Source organism: Tuberibacillus calidus DSM 17572 (assembly GCF_000430685.1).
Classification (GTDB): domain Bacteria; phylum Bacillota; class Bacilli; order Bacillales; family Sporolactobacillaceae; genus Tuberibacillus; species Tuberibacillus calidus.
Window position 1 is genome coordinate 14,354 of sequence record NZ_AUMM01000032.1, and the last position, 22,868, is coordinate 37,221.

At 42.1% G+C, this 22,868-nt stretch carries 19 protein-coding genes and 1 pseudogene; 5 read left to right on the forward strand and 15 right to left on the reverse strand.

Annotated features, from left to right (window positions below):
• Window positions 1-179: 179 nt before the first annotated feature.
• Together H532_RS0109315 and H532_RS20320 are read left to right on the forward strand one after the other, a co-directional pair.
• On the forward strand, window positions 180-1,274 hold the full coding sequence (locus H532_RS0109315) for a response regulator aspartate phosphatase (RefSeq protein ID WP_027725266.1): 1,095 nt from the start codon (window positions 180-182) through the stop codon (window positions 1,272-1,274).
• Window positions 1,271-1,417 (forward strand): hypothetical protein, encoded by a 147-nt coding sequence (locus tag H532_RS20320; RefSeq protein WP_155995023.1) that lies wholly within the window; start codon window positions 1,271-1,273, stop codon window positions 1,415-1,417. The genes H532_RS0109315 and H532_RS20320 overlap by 4 nt, the downstream gene beginning before the upstream one ends.
• A gap of 115 nt (window positions 1,418-1,532) precedes the next feature.
• On the opposite strand, the gene H532_RS0109325 is transcribed toward H532_RS20320, so the two are convergent.
• Window positions 1,533-2,054 carry a hypothetical protein gene (locus tag H532_RS0109325; RefSeq protein WP_027725267.1) on the reverse strand — a complete coding sequence of 174 codons (522 nt, stop codon included), beginning with the start codon at window positions 2,052-2,054 and terminating at the stop codon, window positions 1,533-1,535.
• 229 nt (window positions 2,055-2,283) lie between these two features.
• Here H532_RS0109325 and H532_RS0109330 point away from each other — a divergent pair, with 229 nt between their 5' ends.
• Entirely contained in the window at window positions 2,284-3,153 is an 870-nt protein-coding gene (locus H532_RS0109330; protein ID WP_027725268.1) for an ABC transporter permease subunit, read from the forward strand.
• Window positions 3,150-4,160: an ABC transporter permease gene (locus H532_RS18405; RefSeq protein ID WP_051263243.1), complete on the forward strand. Its 1,011-nt coding sequence runs from the start codon at window positions 3,150-3,152 to the stop codon at window positions 4,158-4,160. The genes H532_RS0109330 and H532_RS18405 overlap by 4 nt, the downstream gene beginning before the upstream one ends.
• Before the next feature lie 253 nt (window positions 4,161-4,413).
• Here the strand turns inward: H532_RS18405 and H532_RS0109340 are convergent, their stop codons facing one another.
• The 9 genes and pseudogenes from H532_RS0109340 to H532_RS19575 form a co-directional block, all read right to left on the reverse strand.
• Window positions 4,414-6,339, reverse strand: a complete 1,926-nt coding sequence (locus tag H532_RS0109340; RefSeq protein ID WP_027725269.1) for a BglG family transcription antiterminator — start codon at window positions 6,337-6,339, stop codon at window positions 4,414-4,416.
• A 45-nt stretch (window positions 6,340-6,384) separates the two neighbouring features.
• Window positions 6,385-7,773 (reverse strand): glycoside hydrolase family 1 protein, encoded by a 1,389-nt coding sequence (locus tag H532_RS0109345; RefSeq protein ID WP_027725270.1) that lies wholly within the window; start codon window positions 7,771-7,773, stop codon window positions 6,385-6,387.
• A gap of 76 nt (window positions 7,774-7,849) precedes the next feature.
• Window positions 7,850-8,161, reverse strand: coding sequence for a PTS sugar transporter subunit IIA (locus H532_RS0109350; protein ID WP_027725271.1), 312 nt, complete (start codon window positions 8,159-8,161; stop codon window positions 7,850-7,852).
• 70 nt (window positions 8,162-8,231) lie between these two features.
• Window positions 8,232-9,515 carry a PTS cellobiose transporter subunit IIC gene (celB, locus tag H532_RS0109355; protein WP_027725272.1) on the reverse strand — a complete coding sequence of 428 codons (1,284 nt, stop codon included), beginning with the start codon at window positions 9,513-9,515 and terminating at the stop codon, window positions 8,232-8,234.
• Between the two features lie 21 nt (window positions 9,516-9,536).
• Window positions 9,537-9,845, reverse strand: coding sequence for a PTS sugar transporter subunit IIB (locus tag H532_RS0109360; RefSeq protein WP_027725273.1), 309 nt, complete (start codon window positions 9,843-9,845; stop codon window positions 9,537-9,539).
• Between the two features lie 974 nt (window positions 9,846-10,819).
• A complete protein-coding gene (locus H532_RS0109365; protein ID WP_027725274.1) occupies window positions 10,820-11,776 on the reverse strand; it encodes an acetamidase/formamidase family protein in 957 nt (318 codons plus the stop codon).
• Window positions 11,777-12,011: 235 nt separating this feature from the next.
• Window positions 12,012-13,370, reverse strand: coding sequence for an APC family permease (locus H532_RS0109370; RefSeq protein ID WP_211231962.1), 1,359 nt, complete (start codon window positions 13,368-13,370; stop codon window positions 12,012-12,014).
• Window positions 13,371-13,602: 232 nt separating this feature from the next.
• Window positions 13,603-14,118 (reverse strand): annotated as a pseudogene (locus H532_RS18410) (beta-class carbonic anhydrase); the annotation flags it as partial.
• A 416-nt stretch (window positions 14,119-14,534) separates the two neighbouring features.
• Window positions 14,535-14,723: a transposase gene (locus tag H532_RS19575; RefSeq protein WP_051263244.1), complete on the reverse strand. Its 189-nt coding sequence runs from the start codon at window positions 14,721-14,723 to the stop codon at window positions 14,535-14,537.
• A gap of 326 nt (window positions 14,724-15,049) precedes the next feature.
• Here H532_RS19575 and H532_RS0109385 point away from each other — a divergent pair, with 326 nt between their 5' ends.
• Entirely contained in the window at window positions 15,050-15,892 is an 843-nt protein-coding gene (locus H532_RS0109385; protein WP_027725276.1) for an aldo/keto reductase, read from the forward strand.
• A 174-nt stretch (window positions 15,893-16,066) separates the two neighbouring features.
• Here H532_RS0109385 and xylB read toward each other — a convergent pair whose 3' ends face one another.
• The 5 genes from xylB to xylF all read right to left on the reverse strand — a co-directional run bounded on the left by xylB (window position 16,067) and on the right by xylF (window position 22,846).
• Window positions 16,067-17,569 carry a xylulokinase gene (gene xylB, locus H532_RS0109390; protein WP_027725277.1) on the reverse strand — a complete coding sequence of 501 codons (1,503 nt, stop codon included), beginning with the start codon at window positions 17,567-17,569 and terminating at the stop codon, window positions 16,067-16,069.
• Window positions 17,570-17,648: 79 nt separating this feature from the next.
• On the reverse strand, window positions 17,649-18,974 hold the full coding sequence (gene xylA / locus H532_RS0109395; RefSeq protein WP_027725278.1) for a xylose isomerase: 1,326 nt from the start codon (window positions 18,972-18,974) through the stop codon (window positions 17,649-17,651).
• Between the two features lie 26 nt (window positions 18,975-19,000).
• On the reverse strand, window positions 19,001-20,170 hold the full coding sequence (locus H532_RS0109400) for a sugar ABC transporter permease (protein ID WP_027725279.1): 1,170 nt from the start codon (window positions 20,168-20,170) through the stop codon (window positions 19,001-19,003).
• A complete protein-coding gene (locus tag H532_RS0109405) occupies window positions 20,171-21,688 on the reverse strand; it encodes a xylose ABC transporter ATP-binding protein (protein ID WP_027725280.1) in 1,518 nt (505 codons plus the stop codon).
• Between the two features lie 66 nt (window positions 21,689-21,754).
• Window positions 21,755-22,846, reverse strand: a complete 1,092-nt coding sequence (xylF, locus tag H532_RS0109410; RefSeq protein ID WP_027725281.1) for a D-xylose ABC transporter substrate-binding protein — start codon at window positions 22,844-22,846, stop codon at window positions 21,755-21,757.
• Window positions 22,847-22,868: the final 22 nt, after the last annotated feature.

Genomic DNA, 22,868 nt, shown 5'->3' on the forward strand with positions numbered 1-22,868 from the left:
CCCATTTTGGGCAACGATTATTTTGAGATTTAAATGGTCCTTTCATAAGTTTATGAAAAAAGAACACACATTCGCTAACCCATTGAGTAATTTTTCTTATAATTTTCCCAATATATTCCTTGCAAAATAATGTTATTATTGTAACAGATAAATGTTATTGGTAATTGGAGGATGCTTGAATGTCTGTTCTTACGTCCAATGGGCAAATGATCCACTTATTCTCTCGTTGGTATAAAGCCATTCGACAGCAGCATCTTCAAAAGGTTCATACACTAAAGCAAGATATTGATGGTCAATTATATTTGATCAAGAATGATGAAGTTCAACTTATTTATTATTATTTATTGAACGTCCGATATTATTTATTGACGGATCAACTAAACGAAGCCGAAAAAGTAATGAATCACCTGGAAAAGACATATAAACCTGGTAGAAAAGCAATTGACTATTACTATTACTTTTTTAAAGGGCTCTTATTTTCTTATCGAAGGAATTATGCAGAAGCAAAGAAGTATTATTTAACCGCTGAATCATTGCTAATGTATGTAGATGACGAACTAGAAAAAGCCGAATTTCATTATTCATTAGCAAATCTTTACTACTATATTCGCCAATCCTTACTCGCTGTCCACTATGCCTTAAAAGCAAAAGAAGTTTTCGTGAAACATGATGATTACCAATTAAAAGTTGCTGGTTGTGAAAACATTTTGGGGTTATCATACACTACAATTAAGGATTTTGAATTAGCAGAAGAACATTTCCTCTTGGCTTTGGATATCGTCCTAAAACACAAAAATAAACAATTGGCCATATTAATACGTTATAACCTAGGACTAATGTATGCCGATCAACCCACATTATCCAAAGTTGCCATTCGATATCTCCTTGAAGTGTATGAATCAGGTTACCAATTACATAAATCCACTTATCTTTTAGCTCGCGAGTATTTTAAAATTGGAGAAACTGACATTGCCGATCGCTTTTTGCAAGAGGGATTAAAAGTTTGTCAAGAAACTGAAAACGAAGAGTATTTACACCATCTCACAATTTTAAATAAGTTTAACCATGAGGCGAATGATGACGATTTGGAGTCAGCAGTAAAGGAAGGATTGGCTTTTTTCAATAACGAAGGACTATTTGGCTTTGTTCAGGACTACGCTGAACAACTCGCCGCATATTATCATGAAAAAGGGAAATATGACAAAAGTAGTCATTATTTCTATTTGGCTCATGAAGCCAAACAAAAACTTTTAGAAAAAGGAGCGTTAAAATGAAAAAAATTGTTTTCAAATTAGTTGGTATCACAATGGCTGCTGCGTTGTTCTTCGGTGTGGTCACTGCAGATGCTAATTATAATGTATCAGGAAAAACCACAAACCTCCAAACTTTATCCAATGAGCATGGAGAAACCTTTTAAACGTTTTACAGCAACTGCAGAAAACAAAATTGAATCACAAAATAAGATGGCCACTTCCCTAGTCTTTCATTGGGAGATGGCCATGCTTTTATTATCCTAGCCTGCGAAACCATTATTATTTGGTACCCACTTTTTGCTCGGCGTTTTTAAAGGAATGACTGTCGCTAATGATCGCAATCACCGTTGAGATCTTTTGCCCCTTTTTATCCGTACATGATTCTAAATAAAAAATATCATTCCTTGGTGTCATGGTTTCACATTGATATTTTCCTGGAGGTAACTTGTAGCCGCCATAATGATTATTGAATACAATGATGCTGCCATCATAGGTCAAGTTATTCGTGTATGATTTTCCGTTTTTGTTAAAGATGGTGACTTTAAGCTGGCTCTCCTGACCGTTCTTGATAGCTTCTGTAAAAGCAAAAGCTTTTTCGAGGTTTGTTGTCTTCACCGCTCCTTGAGCAATTTCATCAAATTGATTGCTCAAATGTTCAATGACGACATGGCCGTCCTTCGTAGCTTGAGCAACCGTATACCCCGCTTTAGATCCCTTTGAATGGCCCCCTTCATCCGAACAAGCCGACGAAAAAGGCAACAGAACACAAAGAAAGAAAAGCAAAAAGCTGAACCTTTTCAATCTTGACCCTCCCTCTATAAATTTTTTTATGTGTTCTTTTATATCAGTCCAATGACATTTCATCGATGATAACGGCACTTCATGTGAAGAGTAATCAATCAGGCTTTAAGATTTTAGAACCTATCGCGATAATGGAATTCAGATTATTTACATATTATCAAATTGATGTTAAGATGTAAATAAATTAGGGGGAAAATTCAAAATAATAAATTTATTGTAGTTAAAAGGGGTGATTATCATTAAAAATTATTTTATTATCTTAGAAAAATTTTTGTGTATCGTCATCGGCTTGCTTCTGATCGGCTCGTCACCCTCGTTGTTTAACGGCATACACTTGGATATTGCTGGTTATTTGAGCGCGTTGGCGGATCTCACGAAAAATTTAGCCAGTCCATGGCACTTAACATATAACGACTTAGGGACGACCCGCCCCCTTTTCCCAGCGATTATAAGCCCGTGGCTTCATTCCTTGCTCACCTTATTTTTGTCTTTCATCATCGCCTGCTTCATTGCTTTGGTTTTCACGTATCTCACTTTGCTGCTTCCAGGGCGTTTCATCAAGGCCGTGCGCTTCATTTTATTTATTCTCGAAGCGATCCCCGATGTCGTGATCTTAGCCGTCATGCAAATCGGCGATATCTATATTTATCAAAAAACCCATTTGCTTTTATTTGACGTCGCTGCTTATAACAATCAACCCATTTTTTTGCCTGTTTTTGTTTTAAGTCTATTGCCCGTGATCATGTTGTATCGAATGATGTTGATTGATTTCATTGAGGAAAGTGAAAAGCCTTATGTGGAATTGGCAAAAGGAAAAGGGATGTCGCAAAGAACGGTTTTGCTCGGGCATATCTTCCGAAACGCTTTGGTGCGGATTTTTTCAGAAACTAAGTATATCTTTTGGTTTATGCTATCAAACTTGCTCGTTATCGAGTATGTGTTTAACATCTTCGGGTTAACGAACTTTATGTTAAGGTACTCTTCCAACGTGACGTTCACGGTTGGTCTTTTATTGTTCTTTGTACCGATTTTCATCATTTTATCCGTCTGTCAGTTAGTCATCACTAAGGTTACAAAAGAGAGGGTGGATATCGTTTGATCAAAACTCTGCTGAAGAATCCGCTTTTTATCGTAGGGTTTTCTATTATCTTAATCCTTTTTGTCGGAAGTCTCATTCTCACTCAAACGTTACATGGAGACATTCCCCAGAAAACGTTGTTGTACGATAAACATGGCCAATTGATTGATCACGCACCACTCTCGCCGCTTCACTATCCGCCGTTTGGCACAGACAGTCAAGGCTATAGTTTATTTTACAGGTTAATGATCGGAGCAAAATTTACAATCGGTATTACTTTACTTGTCGCCGGGTTGCGTTTGATCTTTTCCTTGCTATTCGGGCTGATTTATGGCATGTATTTTACCCGATGGAGTGGCTTTCTTCCAAAAATCATCGATGCCTTCAGCTACGTGCCCATGACCTTGTTGGCTTACATCCTATTGTCTCCGGTGATCATGGAAAACGGCGTCACCAATCAGTTTGAATACAGCTTCGCACAGCGTATGGGCTTTGAAATCGCTATCCTGACTGTAATCGCCATTCCTACAGCTTCTTTGTTTTTCGGTAACGAAACAAAACATATTTTAAAACAAGAATTTATGGCAGGTGTAAAAATTATGGGAGCTACGAGACTCCATATTCTAAGAAAGCATGTCCTGCCACATTTAACTCCTAAAATATGGATACACTTCGCGCAACAAATGATACAAGTGCTCGTCATCCTCATCCACTTAGGTCTCTTAAAACTGTTTTTCGGGGGAACTTCCGTTGCCTTCGGATTCGACGAGACGGAGTACACGTCCGTGTCCGGAGAATGGTCGGGGCTTATCGGGAGCTCCTTTAACGAACTGACGACAACGCCGTGGGTCCCCTTCGCCCCGCTTATTATGTTCACAATCACCCTTATTTCCATGCAGTTGATTTTAAAGGCTTTGCAATCCGCCGCCGAAAAGACAGGGCAAGCACCAAGACGAAGAAAAGCGAACGTACATATCAACAAGGAAACTCCCGTAATCCGTCCGAGTGATTTCACTTTCTTGGGTTGACGTGAGGGAGGAGAATTTCCGATTCGACTCCGGCTCTTGGAGAAGCGCGCGCAAGCCATCCCTCAAGCCTTCATGAGTAGACTCTATGACGACCAATTACCTCAAATTTACATTTTTTGCGGAGGTGAACGTTTTTTAACCTGCGAATAAACACTTACCCGTTTTATTCCTCATAAAAAAACAATGCCCCATTTTTTGATGGAGCATAGCGAGTAGATGTGAAAGAGTAATTGAAGGCCGGCCATTTCAATCATTATTTTTCTTTTAGTACGATATTCATGAATTCATCATAAGTTTTACATTTAATCAGCGAGTGGACAGTGGCTGGTTGATTGATGATCTTGACCAAAAGCTGATAAAGGGATTGCAAATCTTCTTGGCTGCCTTTTTTCACACAAAGCAAAAAAACCAACTGAACGGAGTGTTCTCCCCAGTGAATGGGTTTTTCCAAAGTGCACACCGCGACAAAAGTCTCTTGGGTTTGCGGCGTGATGGGGTGGGGGATCGCTACCAAATGACCGTATGATGTCGGCGCGACCGCTTCTCTGTCCAACAATGCTTGTAGAAAGTGATCATCGGCTTGACCTTTTGCGACTAAAACCTTTGAAAAGTGCGCCAATACTTCATCCCTGTTTCGGAAAGACTGGCGGAAAAACATCAAATCCCGTCTAAAGTAGTTCGCCAACGGATGATTCCCTTCAAAAATATGCTGTTTGATCCTCGCCAAATCCGCCTCAGACGGAATGGTATTCGCATAAATGACGGGAACGGGAAGCTGGTCGTGGATTCTGACCGTGCTGATGACGAAATCAACCTCTTCCAAACGTTCACTGGTTAACCGTGACAAATCCGTTGTACCGACAAGCCGGAGTTGTTCTCCGAAATAGGATTTTAAGCGATAATAAAGCAGTTGGGCACTCCCGATGCCTGTTGCACAGACCACCAAAGCCTTCTTCCTTTTGAATCGGCTTTTCTGCCGTTCCATAGCCGCGCCGATGTGCAAAGCAAAATAACCGCATTCATGTTCACCAAAAGAGACACCGGAGACTCTCTCAATCCCCTTGGCAAAATAAAGCGCGGCTTCAAAGGCTAAGGGATAATTGTTTTTTATGTCTTCCAATAATGGATTTCTGATGTTCATTCGGAATCGATAACGGTTGATCGCCGGTTTTAAATGAAGCGAAAGCCCAATGATGAGCTCTTCGTCTTTTTCTAAACCCAAATTTAAATGGGATTCGATTTCATTTAATCCTGCATTGATTAACGCATAAATCTCCTGATCCACCACTTCATCCATGGATGGGGACACTTCGATTTTTTGTGCCGCTTTCTTAGCTCCTAATAAATGCAAGGTGATGTAAACCGCCTCTTCTTCAGGAAAACGCACGTCAAATTGCCGTTCAATTTTTTTCATTAGACTTTTGGCGACATCATATTCTTTGGTCTGTTTTAATTGATCCACATTTTTCGGAGTGCCTTCAATGGGATGGCCTTGTTGAATCCGTTGAATGGCGATCACCAAATGAATAAACAGATTATTAAGCGCGATTTCCGCTATAAAGAGATGGCTCTTTTCAAACTCTTCCAAGAGCAGGTGCCATAATCTGTCTTTTTCACGATCTGTCAACATGTCTACCGGTGGCATCCGCCTTGCACCCGATTTTGTCCGGTTAAACAAATATTCGGAAATACAAAAGCGAATGCGCATTTCATCGCCAACGGCCTTTAAACCGTAATTCGGTCGAGCCTCCAATTCAATGTCATACTTTCTTAAGTGCCGCTTTACTTCCTTCAGATCATTTTGCAGTGTTGTTTTGCTGACGTGAAGTTCTTCTGCCAATTGTTCGATTTTTAAATAATCCCCGCTGAGAAGGAGGCGTTTCAATAGATAAACCACCCGCTCCTCCGGTAAATTAGGAATGGCGGGACTGACTTTCTCATCATTCACCTTCTGTAAAAAGTTTTTGAAGAGGCGATCATCATTCACAGTCAGCGTATAACCCTTGCCCGCTTCAGAACGTATCGCTGCGCCATTTTCCCGTAATATGGCGCCGAGTTCCTTGATATCTTGCCTGATTGTTCTCGAGCTTACTTCGATGATTCCTGACAAATAGGAACTGGTCAAAGGCTTTTGTGCCCCGACCAATTCCTTAAAAATGCTTTTTAAGCGATGATTCATCGGCCCACCTTCTTTGTAACCCTCGTCCGATTCAAGAGCGTCATACTAAAAGCCGTTATTTCGTGTCACTAGTTTCATCCATTCGCCACTCTTCTTTATGGTCCGCTTTTGGGTTTTTAAGTCTACTGATACCAAACCATAGCGATTTTTATAAGCGTTCATCCACGACCAGTTATCCATGAACGTCCACACATGATAGCCCTTAACACGGCAGCCTTCTTGAATCGCTTGATGCAGCCATTTCAAATGACCCTTGAAAAATTCAATGCGATAATCATCCTGAATGATGCCGTTTTGCATAAAACGTTCTTCATTTTGCACACCCATGCCGTTTTCTGAAACAAAGGATTCAATATTGCCATAGTGATCGCGTAAATTGATCATAATATCATAAAGGCCTTTTTCATAAATTTCCCAGCCTCGATAAGGATTCATCTTTCTACCCGGCATCTCGTAGGCATCAAAAAACCATTCCGGCATAAACGGCCCTTCGGTGTTCGGCAAATGATCCTTAGCCTTTACGCGACGGGGTTGATAATAATTGACGCCAAGTAGGTCGACCGTATGGTTTCTAATCAGTTCCGCATCCCCTTCCTCGGTCTGTGGGAGATGATCGTATGCCTTTAAAATCTCAATTAACTCCGCTGGATATTCTCCCAAAACGGCAGGGTCTAAAAAGCTGCGGTTAAAAAAGAGGTCTGCGATTTTCGCCGCCTTTTGGTCGGCAGGATGACCGCTCCGAGGATAAGACGGTGTTAAGTTTAACACAATGCCGATTTTCCCGTCCTTGATTTCAGCTTTGCGGAAAGCTTCTACCGCCTTCGCATGCGCCACCATTGTGTGATAGGCCACCTGGATGGCGCGGCGTCCATCGACAACGTTCGGATAATGAAAATCATATAAATAACCGCCCTCAACGGGAACGATCGGTTCATTAAAAGTAAACCATTTTTTGACCCGGTCACCAAACAATTGAAAACACGTTTTCGCATAATCCGCAAATGCCTCAACAACGGCACGGTTTTCCCATCCGCCTTCATTTTGCTTCACAAGCGGCATATCAAAGTGAAACAAAGTCACAAAGGGCTCAATGTCGTTTTTTAATAATTCATCAATGACGGCATCATAAAAGCGAACCCCTTCCGGATTAACGTCGCCTCTACCTTCAGGGATTAAGCGCGACCACGAAATGGAAAAGCGGAACGAATTCAAACCGATTTCTTTCATTAACTGGATGTCTTCTTTATAACGATGATAAAAATCCGATGTGACCTCTGGTCCGATATTTTCAAAAAAGCGATACGGTTCTTGTTCATACCAGTAATCCCAGATGTTTTTGCCTTTACCACCCTCTGAGGCGGCACCTTCGATTTGTGTCGCGGAAACGGCGCTTCCCCACCAAAAGCCTTCGGGAAATGCATAGTGTATGGACATCAAAACCCCTCCATCGTTGATTGTTAAATGCTGTTATTTTGCAAAACACTTTTGGTAACACGTGTGATCAAGCCCGTTAGCGCGTGCGATACAGATCGATAATTTCAACCGCCAAATCTCTTGTTGTCATCGCGGTCATGAGATGATCTTGCGAATGAATCAACATAATGTTGATGCCGGGACCTTGGCCTTGCGCTTCTTGCTGTAAAAGTTTCGTTTGATACTCATGGGCTTTTCCTAATTCGGCGTTAGCTTCTTGAATTAATTGATCAGCGCGCTCGAAGCGCCCTTCTTTCGCCTCCTGTATCGCCTCCATGGCACAAGATTTTCCGTTTCCTGCAAAAAGAATAATTTTAAAAGCTATTTCGGTTAGTGCTGTATTTTCCATCGCTCTTGCCACCTTTGATGTCAATTTTTATTCAACTGAAAAAGGGCCCCGCGGGAGAAGGCCCTTTGTTTCACTGTGCCCCGGATTTTTCTTTCTCGTAATAGTTTTTATCTAATACTTTTAAGAACGGCCACCAGATGGCCATGACAATCAGGAGGTTGACTAACTGTAAAACCCCGCCTTGCCATGCATTTCCTGTTGCGAGAAAACCATTTAGGACAATCGGCGTTGTCCAAGGGACAATAATGCCGGCGGGCTTTGGCACAAGCCCCGTCGCCATTGAGAAATACGTGACAATCGTGACGACAACTGGCGCGATAATCCATGGAATTAAAACCAGCGGGTTCATGATGATCGGAAGTCCAAATATAATGGGCTCGTTCACATTGAAAATGCCGGCGGGACCGCCAAGTTTACCTAATTCTTTTATTTGACGGCTACGGCCGATGATAAAGATAAGGATCACGACGGCCAATGTCATCCCTGAGCCGCCCATGCCGACCAAAAATGAGTCGACGAATTGTTTCGTGATAATGTTCGGCAAAGCCTGACCGTGCTGAAAAGCTTCAAGATTTTGGTTATTAAGCGTATACCAAATCGGGTCAAAGACCGAGTTGACGATAATTTGACCATGTAGGCCAAAGAACCAGAAAATCTGAATCAGAATAACCGCCACAATCGTCGCCGCCAACCCGCTTCCCAAAGCCGTTAGCGGTTCTTGCAAAACGGTGTAGATGAAGTTTTGAACCGTTTCATACGGCGTCAAGCTGAACAAGATGCGTATGATTAAAAACACGGTGAGCGTCAAGGTAATCGGAATGAGCGAGCTAAATGACCGCGAGACCGCATCCGGAACCCCTTGCGGCATTTTAATCGTCCAATTTTTATTCACAAAAAACCGATAAAGCTCAACCGATGTAAAAGCCGTCAAGATTCCGAGAAACATGCCTTGCGCACCGAGACTTGCTGCCGGAATGACCCCGGCTACTTTTTCCACCGTTTGCGGGGTCAGGATTAAGAAGGAGGCAATGGCCACGATACCGCCATAAATAGCTTCCCCGCCATAGCGTTGTAACAGTTTATAACCGATACCGATGATAACGAATAATCCCATAATGCTGAGCGTGGCTTGCGATGCCGGACCTAAAGCGTTTTGATAAGCTTGATAGGCGCTTTTGCTCAAAATCCGGTCCAAAAAAGGAAAATTAGCGATAACAACGAAGATCGATCCAAATATAATCAGCGGTAATGCCACCATAAAGCCATCGCGCAATGCGGTTAAATAACGGTTGTTATTTAATTTATCGGCGATGGGGAGTAAAACATTTTCTAAGAACGTCATGAACTTATTCATTCCGTGAACCCCCTCAATTCATTATTCCCCAATTAAATCTAGCGCTTTGATCAATACGGCTTCCCCGTCAATGCGTCCATAAGCAATAGGGTCAATAATATCAAGCGGAATGCCATTGGCTTCGGCTGTTTTCTCCAATTTTTTCTTCAAGAAACGCATTTGCGGACCAATTAGCAGGCAATCGGCGTGGCTCATTTCGCTTTCGGCCTTATCTTGCGCCACCGCCCAAATTTCCGCTTCAATGCCTCTCTTTTCTGCGGCCTCTTTCATCTTTTGCACCAAGAGGCTCGTTGACATCCCTGATGAACATGCGAGCAATATCCGTTTCATTTATTTGACCTCCTGATTGAAAGCTTCATGACTACATCTTTATCGTAAAATAAAAGCGCTTACATATCGACACACTCTATTTCCGCATCATGAGGAAATGAACTGTGCTGAAAATTGGAATAATGGAGGCGGTTTAGGCTGAACATGTTCTCGGATAATCATCCTTTTTCAAACAAATATTGCGCAAGCTGCTACCTTTTATTCTCGTGCGCAAGTGGGTTCACCTAAGAAAAACTTGGCTCCGCTATAGAAAACTTAGCTCCGCCAAGCCTTTTAGGCGAAGGCGGAGCCTTAGTTGCCCTTATGCTGGACTGATTAAAACGGCCAGTACAAGCCTTTTAGACGAAGCAGAGCCTTAGTGGAACACATGCTGGCCTGAAAAAATTTTATACCTTCTTACTCATTATAAGGAAAACCGAGCATACACCCGATCTTCTTGGATTAGAGACATATTGCTGATCATTCCATTTTAAACACCATTATGGCCCATTTCTCAATTCAAAATGGTCAATTGGATACAGATATTGGGAAAATAACTCTCGATTCGGCCTCGATTTTCCAGTAAATACAAGCTATACACCATTTCAAAAAATTTTTCAACCTAAAATGGTAGATTGAGCCATTCTAAAGACTATTTTGATCCCCTTTCCATCTCAAAACGGTCAATTGAATACAGATATTGGTAAAACACCCCTCGAAACAGCCCCGTTTTACCAATAAAGTCAAGCTATACACCATTTCAATAAAATTTTAGGCCCAAAATGGTAGATAGAGTCCTAGACAGCAAACATTATCTAACTGTGTAACGTGAACATCCAGCTCAATTAAACGACTTGATTAGGCTAATTTTTTACTAGTATAAAGAAATTTTGCCAAGCCTTTCAAGCATTCGCCTGAAAAGGATAACTTCTTACCCTAAAAAAAGAACCGCCTCATGTGAAGCGGTTCTCGTTTTTCCCTCACTTAGACAAGACCTATTTAAAAATGGCTTTAGGTAGGAAGGCGGAGACCACCCAGTTGGGGGCATCAACAATTTCACTAATGCGCAAATCAACAGCGACGCTGCATAACATATAGGCATCGCCGGGCGTTAAGCCGTAAGTATCCACCAAATGCTCAATCATATAGCGAATGGCGTTTTGTGAAGCCTTGTAAAGATCCGTCCCATGCCCCGTGGTGACATAGTAACCACGGCTGTCGGCTTCCGGCGTTGGCGGAGCGAATAACTCATAACGAGGTTCAGCAATCGTTTTTCCCTTATGGAGCTTAAACCGCACGTTGATTTCCATCGAGGCTTCGATAGCCGTCCCGCAAACTTCGCCATCACCCTGTGCGGCATGGGTATCGCCAACGGAAAACAAAGCGCCTTCCACCCACACCGGTAAATAAAGCTTCGTGCCGCGGGTGAGATGGCGGATGTCCAAATTGCCGCCGTTTTTCCTCGGGGGAACGATGCTGAAATGCCCGGTTTCCGGCAAAGCGACACCGATCGTGCCCGGAAACGGCTTTATGAATAGCTCAATGCCTGGTAAAAATTCCGTTTTGTGCCGCCCGGTTAAATCGTAAATTTTAATCAGCGGCTCGGGAAATTCATCAGCTAGCAGCCCGAAACCGGGAATCACGCCGGTCCAACCCCACTCCAAGGCACGGAAATCGAGGATTTCGACTTCCAAGGTATCACCGGGCTCAGCACCTTTGACATACACAGGTCCGGATACAGGATTTAACGTCGCAAAATCCAATTTTGTCAGGTCCGAAGCGGTGGATGTCTTCGTGATCTGACCGCCCGAACATTCGAGAATTTCGAAGCCGACGGAATGGCCAGACTCGACTTCCAATATCGGTGGAAAATCGCGATTCCAGCCATAATGCAAATGCGCTTTCATGTCATGAATTGTATGATGTGTGTGTTGATGGTGATGAATACTCATGTGGACGACCCCTTTTCTAAATAACGATTTCCAAAAAAGAACCCATAATGCTCAATTCTTGTAAGGTTAAAAATCCTTTTTTAGTAGAAAAAAAGCCTGTACGCCCTGAATCATGTGAAAGAAAACTGGTTCTGCCAAGCTTTTTTAGACGAAGGCAGAGACTTTGTTGCCCTTATGCTGGCCTGAAAAATGATTCACTTTCTTACCAGAACAAGAAAGCCGGATGACCTTAACTTTACAGTGGAAGGTCGACTTCCTTTTTCTTTGTTGCTAGAATACCAGCAATGATCAGGCCAATTACGAGCCAGGCTAGGCCGAGAAGTTTAGCTTGCCCGGCCAGATTAAGCCACACATAGCCGATCACGATAAAACCGATGAGCGGCAGAAACAAATGATTCCAGTAATCTTTGCTTTTGTTTTTAGCAATATAATAGACAAAGACACTGACATGTAGGAACAAAAACGCCGTGAGCGCTCCAAAATTAACAAAAGAAGTGAGAATCCCAATTTTTGAGATGAACACTGTGCCGACTAAAACTGAAATGATAGCGACTAGCAACGTGCTTCGATAAGGCGTCCGATATTTTGGGTGTACTTTTGCCAGAAAGTGCGGTAGCTTGCGGTCCCTTGCTATACTATATAGGACGCGTGAAATCGCCGCTTGGGCAACTAGAGCATCCGCAATACCCCATGCAATCGCCGTCGCAACAGCAGTTAAACGGCTAAGCCATTCGCCGCCCGCAACAGAAGCAACTTGATAAAATGCCGTGCCGATGTCATCGAAGTTTTTATAATCCGGAAAAATCAAAGCCGCCACCCACGTTTGCGCCATAAACAAGATGCCGACGATGAGGAGTGAAAATACCGTCGCCCGGCCGACTTGTTTGACGTCGCCACTGGACTCCTCGGATAATGTGGAAATGGCATCAAAGCCCAAAAAACTCAAGACGGCGATGGAAACAGCCCCCATCACCAAGGGCAGGCTGAAATTTTCTGGGTCATAAAGCGGTTTAAAGGAAAAATGAGCGCCGTTGACGCCTTTGGCAATAGCCGCAATGCCAACCACGATAAAAATCGCTAAAACGATGAGCTCAAAGATGAGTATGATTTTGTTGGTTCGGGCCGTAAATTCAATACCTAAGTAGTTAATAACTGTGTTGATGAGAATGAAAAATAAAAGCCACACCCAACTTGGAATGACCGGTACCATGCCGGTTAACGCCTCCGCGCTCACGACATAAAGCAACGCCGGAACAAGGATGTAATCGAGCAAAATCGCCCAACCCGCCATAAACCCGGCGAACGGATGGATGCCTTTTCCCGCGTAAGCATAGACTGACCCAGCAAGCGGAAAAGCCTCCGACATACGCGCATAGCTCAGCGCTGTAAAAATCATCCCCACCATGCCGATCAAATAAGCGAGCGCCACCATGCCGTGAGAAATCGTGACGACATCCCCGTAAATCCCAAACGGGGCAATCGGTACCATAAAAATAAGTCCATAAATTAATAGATCCCCAAATGACAGACTTCGCTTCAATTCTTGTTTATACCCAAAGTTCTCCAACTCGGACTGTGTTCCCACTGACCTCACCTCTACTCATAAAACTTGTCTGATGATTTGACGTTTATTTTATTTTTATGACAACCCTTAAGCGTTTATGTTTATTTGATGGAATCCACTAAAACCGTAGAAAAGATTGAAAGACAAAGGAAAGCGATGATAACGAATGACTTAACCAACCATGTGCACATATATACGCTTCCAAAAGCCGTGCTATGAAAATAAAACAACAGACCACCTAAATGGCAGTCTGCTGCATTCCTTACTGATCTTTAATGACAACATCCAGTTTTCCCGTTTCCGGTGAGATCACAAGCCCATGAACAAGTGTATTCGGCGGCAGCATGGGATGTGTCTTTATAGTATTTACACTATGTCTTACATTATCTTCTACGGACTCAAAACCTTTGAGCCAATTATCAATATCTACTCCTGCATCTTTTACTGACGCAATGGCTGCTTCATCAATTCCTCTTTCTTTCATACTCTCAATCATTTTTTCGGCTGAAAGACCCGTCATCCCACAGCCGTGGTGGCCAACGACGATCACTTCTTTCGCTTGGAGTTGATATAAAGCGACAAGAATACTCTTCATTATGCTTCCATATGGATTTGAGACTATAGCCCCCGCATTCTTAACAATCTTTGCATCCCCATTGTTTAAGTTCATAGCTTTGGGTAATAGCTCGATAAGCCGTGTATCCATACAAGAAACAATAACAAGCTTTTTCCTAGGTAAATTCCCTGCTTTATATGGTTCATACCTTTTTTTACAAACTTCTCATTAAACGCTAATATTTCGTCGATCCGTGACATCATAATCCTCCTATCAATGTTCCTTTGAATTTTTTGCAATGATGTAACGATGTTTTCACATGATAAGTGCGTTTCTAAGGCATCATGAGCCGATTTTTTACGTCCTCTTATCCAAGGCCCCAACAACCCCTCATTTAGTAGGCGGTCCCCGTAGTTCCTACGGTTCCATTGACTAAGCGTAGAGCCCCATTTTTTGTTCATCGCTATTGATATCGCGGTCATTGAAACCATGACAATTAGGGCATGTCCATTCACGAACAGCCAGATCTTTTATCCTCTTGTTATGATAACCGCAAATTAGCGTAGAGCTGGCTGCTTGGAAAAAAAGGCGTCAACCTCCACTTTTTTGTTTGCCGTACCATTCGGTTTTATAAGCAATCAGGTTTTGATTTTACTCCAACTCGCATCGTAAATGGACTTTGCTAAGTGATGATTCTTGACCATGTTCTTGACTTGCAACGATTCCATGCCTATGATGTCGTGGTTTTTGACGAGATAGGTGGAAATCTTGTGCAAGTAATCATGACGCACGTTGGCGATTTTTTCATGGATTTTGGCTACTTTCATTTTTTGTTTTTGGTAATTCTATGCCTCAAGCAATGGCGTGTTGCTTTTCAAAGCCCGTTCTTTTCGTCGAGCTAAGATTTTTTAAAAATAAGTCCGTAAATTAATAAATCTTCAAGTGATAGACTTCGCTTCCATTCCTGCTTATACCCCAAACTCTCCAACTCTGACTGTGTGTCCACTGACCTTTAGTTCTTCCTAAAACTTGTCTGATGGTTACTCATATTTTATTGTTCACCAATGGCGTTTTATGACTAATCCTTTTGTTCGACCATGCCGTACTTCAAATGGTAAAATGATTTTAAAAATAATGAAAGTGGGGGCGTGCCATGATCCAAAACATTCCGGAAATTACATTAAACGATGGTCTAACTTTACCCGCCATAGGTCTCGGTACTTATAAACTGAACGGAGCATCCGGTGTTCAGGCAATCGTTAGCGCCTTAGATGCCGGTTACCGTTTGCTCGATTCAGCTTTTAACTATGAAAATGAGGGAGCGGTTGGTGAGGCGATCCGGCGCAGTTCGGTTCCGCGTGAACAAATCCGCGTGACATCAAAGCTCCCCGGTCGACATCATGCCTATAAACAAGCTTTACAGACAATCCAAGAATCCCTTTACCGATCCGGTTTGGATTATTACGATTTGTATTTGATCCATTGGCCGAATCCAAGTAAAGACCTCTATGTGGAGGCTTGGAGCGCTTTAATTGATGCACAAAAATGGGGATTGATTCGCTCCATTGGCGTATCCAATTTTCTTCCCGAACACTTGGATCGTCTGATTAAGGAAACAGGTGTGACCCCAAGCGTCAACCAAGTGGAGCTACACCCATACTTTTCACAGGAAGAACAACGCGCCTATCATCAGGAACACGGCATTGTGACGGAATCATGGAGTCCACTTGGCCGTGCGAGCCGTTTATTAGAGGACCCCGTCATTCAGAAAATCGCCCGCGACCGAAAGAAAACCGTTTCGCAAATCATTTTACGTTGGCATATCCAGCTCGGCGCCCTACCGTTGCCGAAATCCTCTTCTCCGTCGCGGCAAATTGAAAACCTCTCCGTTTTTGAATTCTCATTGTCCGACGAAGAGATGCAGGCCATCTCTGCCCTCAGCCGTCCCGACGGCCGCTTGTATGACCAAGACCCGGCGGTATACGAAGAGTTTTAAAATACGAGAGATGTGACCCATAAGCATGGTATGTATAGAAAAACAAGTTCGCCCGACACTTGTATGAAGGTGTCCTATACGGATAACTTTATATGCAATGAAAAAGAAGCGGCATGGCTCCTTTCAAAATAACGAAAGGGACCATGCCTTAATGATTAGGGAGGAGAAAGTACTTTAGGCTTTCCTATATTCATTAAGCAAATAATTCAGATTTTTCGTATCCCTATAGATTTCCTGATAGAGTTTAAAAATAGAACGATAGCGTTCAACGTTTTCTGGATTGGGCTCATATACTTGTTCGACTTGGACAAAGGTCTTTACACTATCTTGTATATCAACATACCACCCACAGCCGAGACCAGCAAGAATGGCCGCCCCTAACGCCGGGCCTTGCTCGCTCTTCAATTTAATAATCCGGGCATTAAAGATATCGGCTTGGATTTGCAACCATACGCGGCTTTTAGCTCCACCGCCGATGGAGACGATCGTATCTATCGTTTTTCCGCTGGCTCGTAATATTTCAATAGATTCATTTAGGGAAAACGTGACCCCTTCCAGAACGGCTCTCGTAAAATGCGCTCTCTCGTGCAAGGCGTCGATGCCGATAAAACTGCCGCGAATCCACGCATCCGCATGCGGGGTTCTTTCACCAACCAGATAAGGCGTAAATAATAGGCCATCGGCGCCTGGAGGCACGGATTCCGCCTCTTTCAGCAGTTCCTCAAAACCCATTTCAGAAGCAAACCGCTGCTTATACCAATCTAAGCTATAACCAGCGGACAAGGTGACTCCCATTGAATAAAAAGCATCTTTGACCGCATGATTAAAAAAGTGGACATTGCCGCCATAAACCGGTGATGCATCGGCCTCAAAGGTGAGAATCACTCCGGAAGTGCCAATACTGCACATCGTTTTACCGGGTGACGTTATTCCGGCACCGATCGCTCCGCAAGCATTATCCGCACCGCCAGCAAAAACTTTCGTCTCGGAGGATAACCCCGTCGCGCGGGCAAAATCCTCGTTCAGCCTACCGACACACTCTGCTGAATCCACCAGCGGGGGGCATATGGTAGGGTCGATGGAAAACGCCTCACAAATCTCTCGGCTCCACGTCTTATTTTTTATATCCAACAGTAATGTTCCTGCGGCATCGGAATATTCACTATGAACAGCATTTGTCATGCGGAAGCGCAAATAATCTTTTGGCAATAAAAAGGTTTTGATCCTGGAAAAGTTTTCTGGTTCATGTTCTTGGACCCAAAGAAGTTTTGGTAACGTAAAACCTTCTAATGCCGGATTTTTCGTCCATTGATAAAGTTGATTTTCACCAAGCACTTCAATAATACGGCGGCATTGCTTCGTCGTTCGCGTATCGTTCCATAAAATAGCGTTTCGAATTGGTTGATCATTATCGTCTAGGAGGACTAATCCGTGCATCTGCCCTGAGAAACTGATCCCTTGAATATCCCGCACATTACCATCAAAATCTTCGACAAGCTCTTTTAAAGCTTCTTTTGTTTTCATGACCCATTCTTCCGGGGCCTGTTCACTGTATCCTGCTCTCGGCTGGATCAACGGATAAGATTTGGAAACTTCCCGATAGATTTCGCCTTTTTCACTCACCAAAATCGCTTTTACAGAACTCGTCCCGAGATCAATACCAATCACGTATCTCATGCTCACCCATTCCTTTTTTGATAGAATCAATGATTCCGGCGAAAAAAGTGGAAGCCGGCCGCATTTGGCCGGCCACATTTTACCTGTCATGAACGATATTCAACAAGTATTGATTGATGGTCGATTTGATAAGTTCTAGGTGATTAGATGGATTCGTCACTTCGGTAAGTTGCAAAGCGTATGCTTCCAGTTTTTTAAAGTCGGCATCGCCATTGATGATATCCAGGCCAATTCCGTGTGTATAGCTTTCATAACGCTTTTCAATGAATTGATCCAGCACTTTGTCATCCAGTAATTTTTGTGCGGTCTTCAACCCTATAGCAAAGCTGTCCATGCCGGCAATATGAGCATAGAAAAGGTCAATCGGTTCAAATGAGGCACGTCGTACTTTGGCGTCAAAATTTAATCCGCCTTTTCCCAGTCCGTCGTTCTTCAATATTTCATACATGGCGAGCGTCGTGGCGTAAAGGTCAGTCGGGAATTCATCGGTATCCCAACCGAGCAGCGGATCGCCTTGGTTGGCATCAACGGAACCCAGCTTTCCATGAATCCGGGCCACTCGCAGTTCATGTTCAAAGGTGTGTCCGGCAAGTGTCGCATGGTTCGCTTCAATATTAAACTTAAAGTACGAATCGAGGTCGTAAGTTTTTAAGAATGACAGAGCCGTTGCCACATCAAAATCATATTGGTGCTTTGTCGGTTCTTTTGGTTTTGGTTCAATGAGGAATTGACCATCAAAGCCGATTTCTTGGGCATAATCGATGGCCATGCGGTAAAAACGCGCCAAATTATCCCATTCCAACTTCAGGTCTGTGTTCAAAAGCGATTCATAGCCTTCACGTCCGCCCCAGAAAACATAGTTTTGTGCGTCTAGGCGTTTAGCGATTTCCAAACCTTTTTTAACTTTTGCTGCAGAGTAAGCGAATACATCCGCATTGGACGAAGTCGCCGCTCCGTGAACAAAGCGCGGGTGAGTAAACATATTGGCTGTATTCCAAAGCAGTTTTGTTTTGCTCGTTTTCATGTAGTCTTCGATCATATCTACAATCGTATCAAGGTTTTTAAACGTTTCCCTTAAATTGTCCCCTTCCGGAGCAATGTCCACATCGTGAAAGCAGAAAAAGGGTACATTCAATTTTTCAAAGAACTCAAAAGCCGCTTCGACACGAGCTTTAGCTAAATCCATACCACTAAACCGATCCCACGGGCGGATCATATTCCCTGCACCAAAAGGATCACTCCCATCCATCGTAAACGTATGCCAATAGGCCACCGCAAAGCGGAGATGTTCTTCCATTGTTTTGTTTCCCACAACTTCATCAGGATTGTAGAATTTGAAAGACAATGGATTCGTCGACTTGGGTCCTTCATAGGTAATTTTGGTGACGTTTTCAAAATAGCTCATTTTAGTTCCTCCTCAGTTATAAAATATTAAGCTGCGACATTTTTCTTACCCGCCATATCAATCCATACGGCAATAATAAGAATTAATCCTTTCACAATGTATTGCCAAAAAGTTTCTATATTCATCATGCTCATACCATTGTCAATACTTGTCATAATCAAGGCACCAATAATCGCACCAATTATGTTTCCTTTACCCCCCATAAGGCTTGTACCGCCAATCACACATGCGGCAATAGCATCCAGCTCATACATATCCCCGGCTCCAGTTGTTGCAGCGTTTAGACGACCGGTTAATATAATTCCAGCCACTCCTGCTAACGCACCCATTAATATAAAAATAATCAAAATAGTCTTTTTAATATTTATACCAGATAATGCAGCAGCTTCGGCGTTGCCACCAATCGCGTAAATATAGCGGCCAAAAGGGGTTTTAACTGAAATAAAAATAAATATTGCTGCAAATGCGATGACAAATAACATTGGAACGGGCATACCATAATACCTATTTAACATGTAAATGAGAAGTAATATGAGTAACGAATAGATGGTTATTCGGCCATATTCCATTTTTGCACTTTTTACTTTTAGCCCTAAAGAAATTCTTTTTTTACGACTCCTATATGTCCAGATATACAACAGAAGTATACTCGCAACAGCAAGAATAGAACCGATAACATAAGGTACGTAACTTGTACCTAAAGCTGTAAAACTATGATTTAACGGCGCAACGGTTTGGCCTTTACTAATCCCAATTAATATGCCGCGAAATATTAACATCCCGCCAAGAGTAACAATAAATGCTGGAACATTTTTGTAAGCCACCCACCAACCTTGCCATAACCCGGCTAAAGCCCCAACTAATATGGCGGTAATCACAACCATCGTCGTACTCCAGCCAAACCAGACTTGCAGGATAGCGGCAATTCCTCCGGTTAATCCTACTAAAGATCCAACTGACAAATCGATTTGGCCAGCCACAATAACTAATGTCATTCCAATTGATAAAATGGATATAACAGACATTTGCGTAAATAAGTTCGAAAGATTTCGCGACGATAAAAATTCACCCTTAGTTAACAAACCAAAAATAAAGGCAATTAAAACCAGGGCAATAACAAGCGTATAAGCCTGTAAATTAAGTTTAAAGTGTAAACTCTTTTCCTCAACAGCATTTGACAGTGAAGTATTTGCCATCTAAATTCCCCCAGTAGCACAAGACATAATTTTTTCTTGAGTGGCCTCTTCTCTGGAAAATTCACCTTTTATTTTGCCTTCGGACATTACAAGAATTCGGTCAGACATACCTAAAACTTCTGGTAACTCCGAAGAAATGAGAATTATACCAACTCCATCCTTCGCTAATTCATTAATAATTTTATAGATTTCAAATTTGGCTCCAACATCAATACCTCTGGTTGGTTCATCCAAAATGAGCACTTTTGGGTTCGTTAATAACCACTTGCTTAAAACAACTTTCTGCTGATTACCTCCACTAAGTTGTCTTACTTTAGTTTCCAAATTGGTTGTCTTTAATTTCATTCTTTTTGTCATAGCTTCAACACCCTTTATTTCAAGGGCTGAATCTACAATGCTATGCTTCATAAACTTCTTTAATGAAGCTAATGTAGAATTCTTCGTAATATCCATTCCTAATACTAACCCAAACCGCTTCCGATCTTCGGAAACATAGGCCAACCCTTGCCTAATAGCGTCTGATGGGGATTTAATATTTACTTTTTGCCCTTCAATGAAAATTTCGCCAACACCTTTTTCTCTATACCCACCAAATATACTCATTAAGAGCTCGGTTCTACCCGACCCCATTAAACCTGAAATGCCTAATATTTCTCCTTTTCGAAGGGAAAATGACACATCTTCAATTATCGATTTATTGCGATTTCCCTGTTCTCTTAGACTATAATTTTTTACCTCCAGTATTTGGTCTCCTAGTTCTCTTTTTTCATATGGGAACAAATCTTTAAGTTCCCTTCCAACCATATAAGTAATGATTTTGTTTTCATTCATTTCAGTAATGGCGTTTGAACTAACCGATTTTCCGTCCCGTAAAACTGTTACACTATCTGCTAGTTCCATAACCTCGTTCAATTTATGAGAGATATAGATACATGTTACGCCCTCACTTTTAAGTTTCTTTAATACTTCTTTCAATATTTCAACTTCATGTTCTGTAAGAGCTGCAGTCGGTTCGTCTAAAATTAAAATTTCACTATTCCTAGAAATGGCTTTTGTAATTTCAATTAACTGCTGTTTACCAACCGTTAAACTTGAAACTTTAGTCTGAGGATCAAGGCTTAATCCTATAAATTCCAACCATTTTTGTGACTCTTTATAGAGCTTATTCCAATCCACAATTTTATGACGCAACAACGGATGCCCCAAAAAGATATTTTCGGCAACAGACATTTCGGGGACAAGGGCTAACTCTTGGTATATAATAGATATCCCCGCATTTTGAGAATCTGCAATTGATTTAAATACCCTTTTTTGACCGTTTATATATATTTCTCCCTCATATGTTCCATAGGGGTAGACACCACTCAGAACTTTCATTAATGTCGATTTCCCAGCACCGTTTTCACCACAAAGGGCGTGAATTTCACCTTTCTTTACCGAAAAAGAAACATGATCCAGTGCGCGAACTCCTGGAAAATCTTTAACAATTCCCTTCATTTCAAGAGCATAAGTAGCCATCTAATGCCCCCTTAATCAATCATTTTTTATGTAAAAGAGCCGGGGGAAAAGATCCCCCGTTTCAATTTAATTTTTTTCTGGACGTTTATCTTCTGGTACATTTTTATAAACATCATCATAACTATGGAATTCGTCTTTTATAACTGTATCCATTAAATTATTCTTATCCACCATAATAGGATCGAGCTTAATATAAGGGACATCGATTTTGCCGTTATTGACAGTACCATCTGAATTTATTTTTTCACCTTTAGCCAATTGAACAGCCACTTCAGCAGATTTCGTAGCAATTAATTTAATGGGTTTATAAACCGTCATTGACTGAGAACCTTCCGCAATTCTTTGACATGCAGCCAGATCGGCATCTTGGCCAGAAATGGCGACTTTACCAGCTAATCCTTGTTGCTCCAAAGCTTGAATAGCTCCCCCTGCTGTTGAGTCATTTGAAGCCACAACAGCATCAATTTTATTATTTTGGGCTGTAAGCGCATTCTCCATAATGCTCATAGCTTCAGAGGCAGACCAATCTTTTACCCATTGGTCCCCGACCACTTTAATATCACCTTTATCAATCAAAGGCTGTAAAACTTTCATTTGACCTTCGCGAAACATTTTAGCGTTATTATCAGTTGGTGAACCACCCATTAGAAAGTAATTGCCTTTAGGTACTTGTTTTACTAGATACTCAGCCTGCAATTCTCCAACTCGAACATTATCAAAGGATACATATGCATCCACATCCGCATTATTAATTAGGCGGTCATAAGCAAGAACAGGAATACCTTCTTTCTTTGCTTGATCAACAACGGGTGATAATGCGTCAGAGTTTACGGCAATTATAACAAGAGCATCGATCCCTTGAGAAAGCATATTTTGAATTTGTGACAATTGTTTTGCACTATCGCCATTTGCTGATTGAACAATAACCTTAGCCCCTAATTCCTCAGCTTTCTTCGTAAATATATCGCGGTCATGTTGCCAACGTTCTAAGGTTAAGTCTGATACGGATAAACCAATAACCGGTTTATCATTTTTACTTGAATTTGATTTGTTTCCGCTTTCATTTTTCTTTGCGACATCTTGACCACAGGCCGATAAAGCTAAAATTAGAGCAAAAACAAACACCAACACAGAAAGTAGTTTGGTTCGTCTTTTCATAAGGCTCCCCCTATTTTGAATT